Source organism: Acidovorax sp. CF316, assembly GCF_000276605.1.
Taxonomy (GTDB): Bacteria; Pseudomonadota; Gammaproteobacteria; order Burkholderiales; family Burkholderiaceae_C; genus Acidovorax.
In genome coordinates this window covers 1-13,944 of record NZ_AKJX01000215.1, presented here as the reverse complement: position 1 = coordinate 13,944, position 13,944 = coordinate 1, and the positions used below count along the sequence as shown (strand labels likewise).

Here is a 13,944-nt window from a genome sequence, read left to right as displayed (position 1 = left end):
CACGCGATCGAGGGGCGCAACTAGGTGGCGAACGATGCCTTGATCACGTTGGTGAGGATTTTCATAATGGTGTGGATTATCCGCGCGGCGCAGAACGTTGGCAAGCGGGCCTTGCTATCGCTGCGATAGCCAAAGGCCTGATGCTTGAATTGGCAGATGGTGCCGTTCTACCCTGCCACAAGGGCCCAGCGCTCATGGTCGCGCCAGCGGCCACCGATCTTGAGGTACTTCGGCGAGTACCCCTCTTGCGTGAACCCGCAGGATCGCACCAGCGCCAGCGAGGCCGCATTGCCGGGCTGGATGTTGGCCTCCAGCCGGTGCAGCTTGAGTGTGCGAAAGGCATGGCGCACGGCCTGTGTAAGGCCTTCGTGCATCAGTCCCTGGCGCTCGAAGCCTGCAAAGGCGTAGTAGCCGAGGTAGGCGCTGCAGAACGGCCCCATGACCATGTTGGTGATGTTGACCATGCCCGCCAGCTCCAGCGAATCGGCTTCGCCTTGCCGCACGACGAGCAGGCCGCAATGGCCGGGCGCCTGCATGCGTTCCACGTAGGCCGTGAACTGCTCGGGCGTGGCCGGTGGTGACACCCATGGCCGGTGCAGCGCCCGGCTGGTGCGCACGGCGGCGAGGAAGGGCTGCTGGTGTCCGGCATGCAGGGGCAGAAGCTGAACGCGGGTGGCGGTGGTCGGTTGGCGGCGTGTGGTCACGGGCGCGATTCTGGCGCATGTCCACCCCAGGCCCCAAAAGGCAGCGTGCAGGCGCTGTGCGTGCCGCCCCGCCGTGGCAGCGCGCCAGAAATCCCTTGGCGTTGCCGCAGGGACATCCCAGAATCGGCGGTGTTGTGGCAGCTGTCCCCACCGCCCATCAATACCCGACTCTCCTCTTCGCCAAGAACCCGGCCTGCCGGCGCCCCCCGCACCAGGCGTTGGTTGACCAGACTGCTGGTTTTTCCGGTACTCAGTGCGTGCGGTGCGCACTTGACGGCGCTGCCGCCGGCAGGTCTGGTGGCACAGCATGGCCTGCAGCTCCAGATCGTCCCGTATGCCGACGCTATGCCCAAGATCGCCCTGGATGACCAGCCTCTGCCGTGCGACAGCCTGATCATTCTTTTCTACATTCGTGCGGGTGCGCAGGGCCTTCCCTCGGGCCTGGAGATCTTGTCGGTGCGGGCGGCGAAACTCATGGAGGGACCGCTGCCCGCCGGCCAGGGCCTCATTGCTGGTGCTGTCGTCACGGCGCTGGTGCGGGACGCCTACACCGTCGAGCATCTGACGACGGCAGACAATTGGAGAAACTCCATTGCGGACCGCGCAGGTGCGCGCCTGGGGACGCTACGGAATGGCTGGGTGAGTTTTGTGCAATGCGGCAGGAGCACTTACGCCACGAGCGAAGCCCCCATCTCCGTGGTCGTGTAGGCTGCTCGCATATCTTGACACCTCGTGACAAGCAGGAGAGTATGAATCCATGACCCTGGCACGAAAGTTCTGGCGCAGAAAATGCGTCACCCGTTTTTTTCTCGGGGCGGTCCTGCTGTGGTCTGCCGGTTTGTCGATATCGGGAATGCCTTTGCCACCGCCCATGTCCAGGGACGAGTACCTTAAGACGCAGGAGCCTTTCGTCTACACCGGCCGCTTCGTCAGGCTGGTGCACATCTCCAGTGAGCTGGACCACAAACTGTTTGACCGAAACTCCACTATCTCGGAGGATGAATTGAGGCTCTTTGAGCACGGTGAGCTATCGAATGCTGGAGCCCAATTCATGGAGATACACAATGCCCGCGTGGCGCTGGTCAAACCCGACAGGTTCAAGCACCAGTATAGGAAGGACTGCAGGTTTGCCAGAATTTACGTTACGGTGAGCTCGGCGGTCGATTTCCGAGGCGCTGACAAACGTGCGGCGCACTATCGCGATCTGTTGGGGAAGGACGTCGTGCTGCTTGCTTTTGGACGACACTTCTACGGGAGGCAGGCGGTTAATTTCCCCGGGCTGACTTTCTTGGGGGCGGAGGGAATGGGGGGCCATGCGGCTCCCAGTATTCTTCCTTTGTCGGAATTGCCGAACCTCTCCAGTGCGGCCTTGCAATGGGACTATGTAGACGCCCAGGTTAATCTGTGCACCAGGAACTGAAGGGATAGAAGTGCCCCCAGAGGCGGCGGACGATATGTCGCATCCGCTGGCTGGTGACACTCGCACAGGGGCGCCCTACTGGCCGTACCACTTGCACGCGCTGCGGGTAGCGCGCAGCGCAATGGACAACTAAGATGCCCTGCATCCGTGGCGCGATGCAGGTTTGTTCTGTGCCGTGGATGCTTGGCCGATCAACCTCTTTGCCAATACGGTACCGCCATGAACTACCTGCAAACCCTCGTTTCGGACCCTGCCGCCTGGGTGGCCTTGCTCACCTTGATTGCCATGGAGGTGGTGCTGGGCATCGACAACCTGATCTTCATCTCCATCCTCACCAACAAGCTGCCCGAGAAGGACCGCGCACGGGCGCGCAGCATCGGTATTGGCGCGGCGCTGGTGATGCGGCTGGCCTTGCTGGGCACCATCGCCTTCATCGTCGGGCTCACGGCCACGGTGTTCACGGTGTTCGGCAAGGGCTTCTCGTGGCGCGACATGATCCTCATCGCGGGCGGGCTGTTCCTGGTGTGGAAGGCGACCAAGGAGATCCACCACAGCGTGGACCCGGATCCGGGGCCGGATGTCTTCACCCCGCAGGGGGCCGGGCTGAGCGTTGGCGCCGCCATCGGACAGATCCTGTTGCTGGACCTGGTGTTCTCCATCGACAGCATCATAACGGCGGTGGGCATGACGGAGCACATTCCCATCATGGTGGTGGCGGTGCTCGTCACCGTGGGCGTGATGCTGTTCGCGGCCACGCCGCTGGCCAACTTCATCCAGGCCAACCCGACCATCGTGATGCTGGCGCTGGGCTTTCTGCTGCTGATCGGCACCACGCTGATCGCCGAGGGCTTTGGCGCTGCCATCCCCAAGGGGTATATCTACGCGGCGATGGCGTTCTCGGCGCTGGTGGAGCTGCTCAACATGTTCTCGCGCCGGGCCCGGCAGCGCAAGGCGTCGCAGCGGTGATGGGAAAGGGCTTCCTTCGGGTGGCGCGGTTGCGGGGTCAAGTGCCCTCGATGACTTCCTTGACGCGCCGGGCGAGCGCATCCATCTCGAAGGGCTTGGTCATGACGTGCATGCCGGCCTCCAGGCGCCCCTCGTCGAAGGCGGTCTGCGCGTAGCCGGTGACGAACAGCACCTTGAGGGCCGGGCGCTCGCCGCGTGCGGCATCGGCCACCTGGCGGCCGTTCATGCCGCCGGGCAGGCCCACGTCGGTGATGAGCAGGTCGATGGCGCGGTCCGAGCGCAGCCAGCGCATGGCCTCGGCACCGTTGCCGGCCTCCAGGGTGGCGTAGCCCAGGTCCTGCATCACTTCCACCATCAGCATGCGCAGCGATGCCTCGTCGTCCACGACCAGCACGGTCTCGCCCTGGTCAGCGCGCGGCGCGGCGGCAGGGCCAGGCTCGGCCAGGCTCTGCTCGGGTGTGCGCTCGCTGCGCGGCAGCTCGATGCACACCGAGGTGCCCGCGCCGACCTGGGACTGGATGCTGACCCGGCCGCCCGACTGCTTGGCAAAGCCATACACCATGGACAGCCCCAGCCCCGTGCCCATGCCCAGGGGCTTGGTGGTGAAGAAGGGGTCGAAGGCCATGGCCGCGACCTCGGGCGGCATGCCCACGCCGTTGTCGCGCACGCACATGCAGACATAGGCACCGGGCCTGAGGTCGGCGGCCTGGGCCGCGCGTGCGTCGAGGGTGCGGTTGGAGGTCTCGATGGTGATGCGCCCGCCCTGGGGCAGGGCGTCGCGGGCGTTGATGCACAGGTTGAGCAGGGCGCTTTCGATCTGGCTGGCGTCCACGTGCACGTTCCACAGGCCGGGCGCAGCGACGATCTCGATGGCGATCTCGGGGCCCACGGTGCGGCGCAGCAGCTCTTCCATGCCGTGCACGAGTTCGTTGAGCGCCAGGGTCTTGGGCTCCAGCGTCTGCCGGCGCGAGAAGGCCAACAGCCGGTGGGTGAGCGCGGCGGCACGCTTGGCCGCGCCCTGGGCCACGCCGATGTAGCGCTCCATGTCCGTCGTGATGTGGGCGCCGCCGCGGCGGCGCAGCAGTTCGAGCGAGCCGGTGATCGACGCCAGCAGGTTGTTGAAGTCGTGCGCCAGGCCGCCCGTGAGCTGGCCCACGGCTTCGAGCTTCTGGCTCTGGCGCAGCTGCTCCTTGGCGGCCTCGAGCTCGGCCGCGCGTTCCTCGACCTGCCGCTCGAGCGACGCGGCAAGGGCCTGCAATGCCTGCTGGGCCTCCCGGCGGCCCAGGATGGAGCGCAGGCGGTCGCCGACGTCGCGCACGAAGTCCACCTCGTCCGCGGTCCAGGCGCGGGGCTGGCTGTGGTTAAGGTACAGCAGGCCGACGAAGTTGCCCTGCTCGCTCAGCGGCATGTTGAGCACGGCGCGGGCCGATATGGCCTCCAGCGCATGCGCCGTGGCCTGGGTGCGCGGGTCTTCGCGGGCATCGGCAAAGGCCACGGTGATGCCGCGCGACAGGTCGTCGATGTAGGAGCCGTAGTCGCGGAACTGCAGCACGCCTGCCAGGCTCTGCACGCCGGGGGCGTTCCAGTCGCGCTCGATGGTGATGGTCTCGGCGGCCTTGTCCACCACGCCGTAGCCCGCGCGGTCCACGTTGAACTGGCTGGCCAGGGTTTCTGCCGCGGTGTAGCTGATCTCGACCACGTCGTCCATGTCGCGGATGCGGTCCGAGAGCTCCACCAGCGCCAGCCGGCGGGCCTGTGCCTGCACGATGGCCGCGTCGGCCTGGCGCAGGCGGTGCTCGGCCGCGCCCAGGGTGCGGCGGCTGGCGGCTTCGGACAGTGCGCGGTCCAGCACCACGGGCAGGCGGGCGAGCCGGTTCTTGCTGACGTAGTCGGTCGCGCCGCGCTTGAGCAGCTCGACGGCGTTGTCCTCGCCGATGACGCCGGAGACGAAAATGAAGGGCACTTCGGGCGCGTGCTTGCGCGCCGTTTCCAGCGCCGCGCCGCCGGAAAACGCCGGCAGCTCGAAGTCGGACAGGATCACGTCGAAGCGCTGCTCCGTGAGCGCCTTCAGGTAGCTGGGCTCGTCGCGCACGAGGGTGGTGTGGGCGCCTGGGCGTGCGTCCTGCAGTGCCTCGACTAGCAGCTCGGCGTCGAAGCGCGAGTCTTCGAGTATCAGCACCCGCAGCGGCACGGGTGCCGGTGCCGCTGCCGTGGGGGCCATTGCCAGTGCGTGCTCAAGGTTGCTCGTCATGGCGGTGGGCCTTGTAGGAGCCTGGTGGCGGCTCGTTGAGCACGGCCCAGAACACGCCCAGGTCGCCGATGGCGGACACGAAGCGGTCGAAGGCGACCGGCTTGACGACATAGGCGTTCACGCCCAGTTCGTAGCTCTTGACCACGTCGTTCTCTTCCTGGGAAGAGGTGAGCATCACCACGGGCAGGCTGCGCAGCAGCGGGTCGGCGCGCACGGCCTGCAGCACCTCCAGGCCGTTGACCTTGGGCAGCTTGAGGTCCAGCAGGATCACGGCCGGGTTGCCTGCATCCCGGCCCGCAAACTCCCCGTCGCGCCGCAGGTAGTCGAGCGCCTGTGCGCCGTCGCGCACCACCACGACCTCGTTGGCCAGTTGGCTGCGCTCCAGCGCGATCAGGGTCAGTTCCAGGTCGCGCTTGTCGTCTTCGACGAGCAAAATCGGCTTGAGCATCAGGGGCTCCGGGGAGGGGTGGTTGCAGGGAGGGGGGGCGCGGTGGCGCTGGGCTCTACACGCGGCAGGGTGAAGCCGAAGCGCGCACCCTGGTCCGGCGTGCCTGACGCCCAGACGCTGCCGCCATGGCGCTCGACGATGCGCTTGACGATGGCCAGGCCGATGCCCGTGCCCTCGAAATCTTCGGCCTGGTGCAGGCGCTGGAACACGCCGAACAGCTTGCCCACGTATTCCATCTTGAAGCCCACGCCGTTGTCCTCGACTTCGATGCCGTCGCCTTCGGGCCGGCGGATGGCGCGCACGGCGATGCGGGTGGGGTCGCGGCCGCGCGCGTATTTGAGGGCGTTGGTCAGGAAGTTGCGCGTGGCCACCTGCAGCAGCAGGGGGTCGGCAAAGACCTCGGGGTAGCTGTCGTCCAGCGCCCATTCCACGCTGCGCTGGGGCTCCTGGCGCGAGAGCTCGCGCACAAGGTCTTGCACCAGCACCCGCATGTCGACCGGGCGCCGCTTGAGGGCCGCCCGGCCCATGCGCGAGAAGTCGAGCAGCGCATCGACCAGTTGGCCGGCGTAGGCGGCGGCATCCTTCACGTTGCCCAGGTAGCGCAGGGCGCGCTCGGACAGTGCCTTCTTTTCGAGGTCGACCACCAGGTCCACATAGCCGGCGATGTGGCGCATGGGGGCGCGCAGGTCGTGCGAAACAGTGTACGAGAACGCTTCGAGCTCCTTGTTCACGCGCGCGAGTTCGTGGGCCACTTCGGCAAACTCTTCTGCGCGGCGCAGCACGATGCCGGTGAGGGCCTGGCGCAGCTCGCCGGCCACGGCGATCTCGGCCGGTGACCAGGCCAGCGAGGTGCCACGGATGCGCTCCTGCCAGCTCTCGAAGCTCAGGCGCGGATGGATGCGGCCATCGGCGGCCAGCAGGTTCTTGCGTGGGTTGCCGGCCCAGGTCACGGTCTTCACGATCTCGGGCCGGAACCAGAGGATGAGGTGGCGGTGCACCTGCGAGATCGACACGGCCAGCAAGCCGGCCGCCGTGCCCTGCAAGCCCTGCGCCAGCGCGCAGTGCGCGGCCAGCTGGTGGGTATGGAACACCTCGACCCCCTGGCCGGCCACCCAGGCGGCCAGTGCCTGGATATCGGGCACGGGCGGGACCTCGCCCACGCTCCAGACCTCGTCATCGCGCACCACGGCCGCGCCGCTGGCACGGGCAAAGCGCAGCAAACCGGGCACCTTGGGCAGCAGGGAGAGGGTTTCGTCGCTGTCGGCCAGGTGTGCCACCATGTCGAGCGTGAGCTGGCGCAGCGCGAGCCGGTCGGCGACCTGGCTGTTGGCCTCCTTGGACTGGATCTGCAGCGCGAGCAGCTGGCCCAGGTGCTCGCAGGCCAGCCGGGTTGCCACGCCGATGAAGCGTGGCGCGTGGTTGTGGCAGGAGACCAGGCCCCACAGCTTGCCCTCGATGACGATGGACACCGACATGGACGCCAGCGTGCCCATGTTGCGCATGTACTCCAGGTGCACCGGCGAGACGCTGCGCAGCTGGGCCTGCGACAGGTCGATGCCCGTGGGCGCCAGCGCACGGTCTTCGCTGCGCAGGGGCACCGGGGTGTAGTGGGCGTCGGCGATCAGGCGAAAGTGGTTGAGCAGGTACAGCGCGCGCGCCTGCTGCGGAATGTCGTCCGCCGGGAAGTGGTGGCCGGCGTAGCTGTCGTAGCCCGGGTCCAGGTCTTCCGCCAGCACCTGCCCGTGGCCGGCTTCGTCGAAGCGGTAGATCAGGCAGCGACCAAAGCCCGACAGGCGCTTCATCTCGGTGGCGGCCAATTGGGCCAATTGCTCGATCGCGCTGGCGTCCTGCAGGCGCGGCAGGAAGACGCGGGTGAGGGAGTAGATCGGTGCCTCGTTGCCATCGGCGGGCGAGGCGGGCTCGAACTCGACCAGCAGGTGCTGGTCGGTACGGTGGGCCGATACGTCCCAGGGCTCGCCGCCGAGATCCCATGCGCCCAGCGATGCCGGGGCTGCGCCGGGCGCCAGCGTGGCCAGCGTACCTGCTTTCAGCCGGCTGAGCGCTGCCTGGAGCTTTGTGGGTTGCCAGTTGTCGCTGTAGGCGCGCAACTGCAGGTCCGACGGGTCGAGCACCAGCAGGCGCCCATGCGGCTGGATGGCCCCGGGCACGCGGATGGGCTCCGCGTGGCAGGACGACAGGTCAGGATCAAGGGCTTGGGACAAGCCGGGGATGGATGTCATGAACGAAGATGGAGCGACCCCCCGACCGACCGGAGTATCAAAAGGCCATCATGCCTTCAAAACGGCGCGGTTTGTGTCGGAGCGTTCCTACGCAGCCTGCAGGCGCGCAGGCTAGGAGACGGGCAGGGGCTGGAACGCAGCGGTATGCGGTCGGGCCCGCACGCGCTCAGAAGAACTCTTTTTCTGCCAGCCGCAGCGCGGGCAATTTGCCCTGCGGCTCCTTGTACAGCGCCACCGTGAGGGGAGGCGCTTCGCCGGGGGCGGCGGGCTTGGGCGCCTGGCCGCCATCGGGCAAGGCCTGCGGCGCCGCGGCGGCGGTCACGGTCACGGCGGGGGTGCGGGCCAGGGCGCCGCTGGCCAGGTTGCGGTAGCGCAGGTCGTACCGGCCCGGGGCCAGGCGGTCCACCGTGAAGCGCTGGTAGGCGGGCACGTAGATGTGGCGCACCACCTGGGGCTGGCCGTCGCCTTGCGATACCAGCTTGACGAAGGCGTCCGAGTCGTTGCTTCCGTTGTCCACGGTGAGGCTGCCATCGCCCTCGCTGTTGAGCAGCGGGTAGCCGTCCACATAGCCGGCGCTGGCCGGCCAGGGCTGGCCATTGGGTGCGGTGGCGGGGCGGGTGTAGCGGGGCGGGGCAAAGAACACGGGCACGGAAAAGCCGCGCAGCGGGCCGGAAGATGCCGCCGCGCCGCCCGCGTCATCGTCCAGAAAGGGTTTGGGCGCTGCGGTGACCAGTGCCAGGCAGGCCACCACGGCACCCAGGGCGTACAGGCTCCAGTTGCGCTGCAGGTGCGAACTGGCGGGGGCTGCGGGGTGCACCGGCGGCAGGATGGAGCGGCGATGGCGCCGCACCGCGCGCTCTGGCGCATGCGGCAAGGGCAGCGGCCGTGATTGGTGGTAGTGCTGCGGTGCCTCGCTGTGCATCCACAGCGGGGGGATGGTCGATGGCGGGGGGCGGCGCAGCGCGGCCGCCGTGTCCTCGTCATCGTTCTGGGCCACCCACAGGTCGTGCAGCGCGCGCTGGTGCGGGTTGGACAGCACGGCGTACGAGGTGTCGACGATGGCCATCTTGCGCGCCGCCTGGGGATCGCCCGGGTGCTTGTCCGGGCCGAACCTGCGCACCATGGCCTGGTAGGCAGCGTCGATCGCTGCCGGCGACGCATCGCGCGCCACCTTCAGGTTGTCGTAATGGGTGTGCAGCGTAGTCACGCGGGTGGCCATGGGGTGAAGAGTTCGCCGACCGTACCGGGGTGGTGATATGAAACCACATGTTACATCGTCTGCTGGCTGTAATTTGTAGGACAGGCCTTACAAATGCGGGTGGTGGTGATTTGCATCACGCGCAAGCACCGGGTGGCGTATGCGCGTGCGTGCATAGGTGCGGGGCCGCTTTGCCACAGGGACTGTGAGCCGCCGCCGCGGTGGATCAGAGCGCCTCGAGCTTTTCCTTGCCGACCAGCACCAGCAGCCGCACCAGGTACCAACGGCCACCCTGCGCCTTTTCGAAGTGGTATTCGTACTGGCTGGAGATGTCCACCCCCGACGAGAACTGGGCCAGGCGGGTGCGCACCACGCTGCTGCGGCCCTTGGTGTCCACACCCAGGATCTTCTCGTCGGCGGTGCGGTGCATGGCCTCGCTGCCGAAGGAGATGCCCTGGTGCCGGTAGCCCGGAGGGCAGTATGTGCCGATGAGCTGGGCGTAGGCCCGCTCGGCTGCTTCCATGGCGTCCTGCGCGGCCTTGGACCGCAGGGGGGCTTTGTCGGACTGGCGCTGTGCCGTGTCGTTCCAGGCTTCGTAGTCGGCAATGAAGCTGTGCACGAGGGCGCGAAGGGCGTCTTCGTCGGGCGCAGCGGCCACGGCACGGCCCAGGCCCAGGGAGGCCAGAAGAATCAGCAAGGGTCGGCGCATGGGGGGAGGGTTCGGTGGATGGAGGGGAGGCAGGATGCAAGGCCTACGGTGCATCCTCATCGAAGATGCGGGTGTAGTTCGCAAACTTCTTGCTGCCCGCCAGGTCGTCGGCGATCACCTTGCGGGCAGTTTCGAAATCGACCACGAAGCAGCATACCTCCATGGTGCCGCTGCCGATGCTGCCGCCATCGCAATGGCCCAATCCCGTCCATCCCAAAGTCTCGTTCAGGCGGTCTTCGAGGTCGTGGCGCTTCTTGATGTCGGCCTTGGTGCCCATGCCCTCGATGGCGTACTCGACCAGCAGCGTCACATGGTCGTCCAGGTCGATCTCGGCAAAGCCCTGGTCCTGCATGGCCTGGGCCTCGGCCTCGACAACATCCTTGGCCTTGTCGGTGCCCTTGGTCTTGACGGTCTTGAACTCGCCGCGCGTACCCAGCTCGCCCCAGTGAACGAGGTGCTCGCCCTTGCCTTCCTTCCAGGTTTCCCAGTATTCCTTTCGGGCATCGGAGAAGCGGTAGAGCTTGAGCATGGGGTGGGGTCCTGGGCGGTTGCGATGGGGCCGTATTGTGGCGCCGTCCGGGTAGCCTGGGCTTGCAGGATTGACAGTTGCAAGGAGAGGTCAAAAGAGATAGGCCTTGAGATCCAGGTCATGGCCCGGCATGCCCTGGGTGAAGCAGTTCACGCCCACGCGGTCTCCGCAGGCCAGGTGGTAGAGGGTTTCGCTGTAGTACTGGCCAGAGTAGTTGGTATGGCGCGCATTCATGGTGAGCCGCGCACACTGGCCTGGCAACAGCTCGACGGCGAGCGGGCTGGGGTGGCGCCTGGGTTGTCCGTTTTCCGGGGTTCCGGTCCATCCCAGCAGGAAGCCACCTTGCGGCAGCGGAGCCAGGCGCAGCACGTGCAGACTGCGGGGCACCTGTGGTGCCTGGGAGGATTCCACCAGGGTCGGGCTGAACTGCCGCGTCCACTCGGCCATGCAGTGGCGTTGCAGTACAAAGACAGCGCCATCTGCGGGCGAGGGCAGCATGGGAAATGCACGGGGCAGCGCAGCGCGCTCGTTGGAGCGAGGGGCTCCCCGGGTGGCTTTGGTCCAGAGTATTTCAACGACCTGGACGGCAAGTGCCGTTGAGGCGCCTGAGCGGGCCGCCATGTCAGTCGACAGCGGCCGTGCCTTCGGCCCAGATGGTGTGGCCGGAGTGGTGCTCGGCAATGGTGTGCATGGCACCGGCTATCGCTTCGGTGTCGCCGGGCTCGATGGTCCAGTTGAATACGGTGACATTGGCACCCTGGAGCTCGGGGCCGTGCAGCTCGTCCTCCTGGAGCACGTCGGCCGTCACCCACAGCGGGGCGGTGGCGGTCAGACCGAGGGAGAGGTAATTCTCATACCCCTGGCGGGTGTGGGCGAAGAAGACCATGGGCAGTGTCGGGGGCGTGGGGCCCCGCAGTATGCCGCCAACGGGGTCCGCCGGAGTCGCGTTTCGCTACGGCCTCGGATTGCGGTGCGCCAGTGCCAGGACCACCGGCACCACCAGCTCGGGCACCAAGTAGCCGATCCAGGTCATGGCCGGCTCGGGAAGGCCCACCTGGCTCATCGAGACGAGGCGGCCCACGGCGGCCATGGCCACGCCCAGCGCGATCAGGTAGACCAGCGTGCCCTGCTGGCGCACGGTGACGGCGGCCCAGGCCGCGATGAAGCCCATCGACAGGTACACGCCCGCCATGAAGCGGTGCACGTTGTCCAGCCGTGGGGTGGTGTCCGGCTGGCCCAGGAACATCTGCAGGCTGCCGCCAAAGACGGCGATGGCAGCGACCAGGAAGAGGCAGACCTGCACCGCGCGCTGGCGCACGGTGATCGGTGGCTGTGGGTTGGACGGCATGGTGGCTCCCCTGCGGTTGGGTGCAGGCCGCCATGGGCCTGGGCGTTGCATGCTAACGCCGGGGATGCGTCTGTGGCAACGGTTGTTTGGCGCAGCACGGCAGGGCGTGGAGCGCCTGGCCCGGCGTGCATTCAGCGTTTGCAAGCTATTTTCAAAATTGTATAAGTACAATTTTATTGAAAATGTACAATTTTAATCCTGGCGCCGATCCACGGCGCAGGAGGTTCCGTCTTGGAGGCAATGACGACAGGCGCTGGCTGGCAGGTGCGTGCCCTTGGGGGATTCATCGCCCATGCCGGGCCGCTGTGGGCGCGGCGCGAAGGAGAGGGCTGGGCCTATGGCTTCGCCATCGGGCCGCAGCACCTGAACCCGGCGGGCGTGGTGCATGGCGGTGCCCTGCTCACGCTGATGGACCACGCGATGAGCACGGTGGCCTGGGAGGCCGCCGGCCGGGTGCCCTGCGTGACCTTGCAGCTCGATTCGCATTTCGCGGCACCGGTGGGGGCGGGGCAGTTCGTGGAGGCCCGGGCCCAGGTGGTGCGGCGCACGGGCTCGCTGGTGTTCATGCGTGGCGAGCTGCAGGTGGGCGGCAGCCTGGTGCTGGCTGCCCAGGCCCTGATGAAGCCCTTGGCGAAGCCCTGATGGACAGACAGACGAGGAGACGCCCGTGGACAGAAGCAGCAACCACCTTATCCCCGCCCAGCACAGCCTGATGGCCTTGTATGGCATGGCGGGGCAGGCACCGCCCGAAGTGGCTGGCGCAAATGGGGTTACCCTTGCCGGGTTGCAGCAGCCCCCGCAGAAAAAGCGCTACTCCCGCATGGCCACCCGATCCAAGCCCGCCCCCACCAGCACCACCATGCCCGCAGCGGCCAAGCCCGCGCGCGGCGTGCGCGTGCGCCCCGTTCCGGCGGTGACGCGCTCCATCGCGATCCTGCGGCTGCTGGGCGAGCAAAAGCAGCCGCTGACCCTGAAGAGCGTGGCCCAGGCGCTGGACCTGGTGCCCAGCACCTGCCTGCACATCCTGCGCGTGCTGGTCTCGGAGGACCTGGTCACGGTGGACCCCGATACCAAGCGCTATGCGCTGGGCACGGGCATGATCAGCCTGGCGCGCAGCGTGCTGGAGGGCGGCGGCTTCACGCAGCTGGTGCAGCCCGTGCTGGACCGCATGGCCGCGCAGTTCGGCGTGACCGCCATGGGGGTGGAGATCACCACCCGGCAGACGGTGCTGGTGCTGGCCATCTCGCAGTCGAACCAGCCGTTTCGGGTGCACACCGACGTGGGCAGCCAGTTCGACACGCTGGTCAGCGCCACCGGGCGGCTGATCGCGGCCTACGGCGGCGAGGGCTGGCCGGTACTCAAGGAGAAGTTCGCCCAGGTGGTGTGGGACAAGGCGCCCAGCTACACCGCCTGGAAAAAGGAGGTGGAGCTGACCCGCGCGCGGGGCTGGGCGCTGGACCGGGACCACTTCATGGCAGGCATCACCGTGGTGGCCGTGCCGGTGTTCTCCTCGGGCGGCCGGCTGGTCAACACGCTGGTGGCGGTGGGGCTCACGAGCCAGCTGGGCGCGCCGCTGGTGCAACAGATGGCGCAGGGCATGCAGCGCGAGGCGGGCGAGCTGTCCGCACTGCTGGGCTAGGTGCAACAGGGAGATGGCCATGCCGGATGATGCAGGCTGGCATACGTTGCTCAAGACCATGACCATGCCCGCGGACATCGATGCCAGCGGCCAGGTGCCCACGGGCTGGCTGCTGGCGAGGATGGACCTGGCGGGTGCCGTGCTGCCGGGGCGGCACTTCGGCGGCCCGGTGCAGCTGGCGGGGCTGGCGGACGTGGTGGTGAGCGGGCGGCCCCGGTTGGGGCAGTGCATCACCTTGCGCGGGCGGTGGGTTGCGGGGGATGCGGAGCGGGTGCTGCTGGATGTGGAGGCGTTCAGTGAGGAGCGGGGGGTGGCCGGGGAGGCGAAGCTGCTCAGCGCGCAGTTGCGCTATGTACGGGCGGTGGTGGAGGTGCCGGTGAATATTTTTCCGGGTAGCTTCTGAGTTTCGGGGGCTCGGTCGGGTGGTTGCCTCATGCCTTTGCAAGGGGCGGGGGCCGGGATGTGCGCCCGGCGGCGCAGTAACTTTCTCTT

16 protein-coding genes are annotated in these 13,944 nt (G+C 67.4%); 6 read left to right on the top strand and 10 right to left on the bottom strand.

Annotated features, from left to right (window positions below):
• Positions 1–167: 167 nt before the first annotated feature.
• On the bottom strand, positions 168–704 hold the full coding sequence (locus tag PMI14_RS35660; RefSeq protein WP_035205881.1) for a GNAT family N-acetyltransferase: 537 nt from the start codon (positions 702–704) through the stop codon (positions 168–170).
• Between the two features lie 222 nt (positions 705–926).
• Between PMI14_RS35660 and PMI14_RS35275 the strand changes: the two genes are divergently transcribed.
• The 3 genes from PMI14_RS35275 (at position 927) to PMI14_RS26470 (ending at position 3,090) form a co-directional block, all read left to right on the top strand.
• Positions 927–1,412: a hypothetical protein gene (locus PMI14_RS35275; protein WP_162137124.1), complete on the top strand. Its 486-nt coding sequence runs from the start codon at positions 927–929 to the stop codon at positions 1,410–1,412.
• Positions 1,413–1,461: 49 nt separating this feature from the next.
• Positions 1,462–2,124 (top strand): hypothetical protein, encoded by a 663-nt coding sequence (locus PMI14_RS26475; protein WP_007859253.1) that lies wholly within the window; start codon positions 1,462–1,464, stop codon positions 2,122–2,124.
• Positions 2,125–2,343: 219 nt separating this feature from the next.
• Positions 2,344–3,090 (top strand): TerC family protein, encoded by a 747-nt coding sequence (locus PMI14_RS26470; protein ID WP_007859252.1) that lies wholly within the window; start codon positions 2,344–2,346, stop codon positions 3,088–3,090.
• 37 nt (positions 3,091–3,127) lie between these two features.
• Here the strand turns inward: PMI14_RS26470 and PMI14_RS26465 are convergent, their stop codons facing one another.
• The 9 genes from PMI14_RS26465 to PMI14_RS26425 form a co-directional block, all read right to left on the bottom strand.
• Positions 3,128–5,341, bottom strand: a complete 2,214-nt coding sequence (locus PMI14_RS26465; protein WP_007859251.1) for a response regulator — start codon at positions 5,339–5,341, stop codon at positions 3,128–3,130.
• Complete coding sequence (locus PMI14_RS26460; protein ID WP_007859250.1) at positions 5,325–5,789, bottom strand: response regulator; 465 nt, start codon at positions 5,787–5,789, stop codon at positions 5,325–5,327. The genes PMI14_RS26465 and PMI14_RS26460 overlap by 17 nt, the downstream gene beginning before the upstream one ends.
• Positions 5,789–8,011 (bottom strand): ATP-binding protein, encoded by a 2,223-nt coding sequence (locus PMI14_RS26455; protein ID WP_238541909.1) that lies wholly within the window; start codon positions 8,009–8,011, stop codon positions 5,789–5,791. The genes PMI14_RS26460 and PMI14_RS26455 overlap by 1 nt, the downstream gene beginning before the upstream one ends.
• A 184-nt stretch (positions 8,012–8,195) precedes the next feature.
• Positions 8,196–9,248: a J domain-containing protein gene (locus PMI14_RS26450; RefSeq protein ID WP_007859247.1), complete on the bottom strand. Its 1,053-nt coding sequence runs from the start codon at positions 9,246–9,248 to the stop codon at positions 8,196–8,198.
• A gap of 205 nt (positions 9,249–9,453) precedes the next feature.
• Positions 9,454–9,936 (bottom strand): hypothetical protein, encoded by a 483-nt coding sequence (locus PMI14_RS26445; RefSeq protein ID WP_007859245.1) that lies wholly within the window; start codon positions 9,934–9,936, stop codon positions 9,454–9,456.
• A gap of 43 nt (positions 9,937–9,979) precedes the next feature.
• Positions 9,980–10,465, bottom strand: coding sequence for a hypothetical protein (locus PMI14_RS26440; protein WP_007859243.1), 486 nt, complete (start codon positions 10,463–10,465; stop codon positions 9,980–9,982).
• 90 nt (positions 10,466–10,555) lie between these two features.
• Positions 10,556–10,963, bottom strand: a complete 408-nt coding sequence (locus tag PMI14_RS26435; protein ID WP_035205870.1) for a hypothetical protein — start codon at positions 10,961–10,963, stop codon at positions 10,556–10,558.
• Between the two features lie 124 nt (positions 10,964–11,087).
• Positions 11,088–11,351, bottom strand: coding sequence for a hypothetical protein (locus tag PMI14_RS26430; RefSeq protein WP_007859239.1), 264 nt, complete (start codon positions 11,349–11,351; stop codon positions 11,088–11,090).
• Positions 11,352–11,417: 66 nt separating this feature from the next.
• Complete coding sequence (locus PMI14_RS26425) at positions 11,418–11,813, bottom strand: DUF4345 domain-containing protein (RefSeq protein WP_007859237.1); 396 nt, start codon at positions 11,811–11,813, stop codon at positions 11,418–11,420.
• 240 nt (positions 11,814–12,053) lie between these two features.
• Here PMI14_RS26425 and PMI14_RS26420 point away from each other — a divergent pair, with 240 nt between their 5' ends.
• The 3 genes from PMI14_RS26420 to PMI14_RS26410 all read left to right on the top strand — a co-directional run bounded on the left by PMI14_RS26420 (position 12,054) and on the right by PMI14_RS26410 (position 13,855).
• Positions 12,054–12,455, top strand: a complete 402-nt coding sequence (locus PMI14_RS26420) for a PaaI family thioesterase (RefSeq protein ID WP_035205868.1) — start codon at positions 12,054–12,056, stop codon at positions 12,453–12,455.
• Between the two features lie 178 nt (positions 12,456–12,633).
• Positions 12,634–13,452 carry an IclR family transcriptional regulator gene (locus PMI14_RS26415; protein ID WP_035205895.1) on the top strand — a complete coding sequence of 273 codons (819 nt, stop codon included), beginning with the start codon at positions 12,634–12,636 and terminating at the stop codon, positions 13,450–13,452.
• Between the two features lie 19 nt (positions 13,453–13,471).
• Entirely contained in the window at positions 13,472–13,855 is a 384-nt protein-coding gene (locus tag PMI14_RS26410; RefSeq protein ID WP_007859231.1) for a hypothetical protein, read from the top strand.
• Positions 13,856–13,944 lie beyond the last annotated feature (89 nt).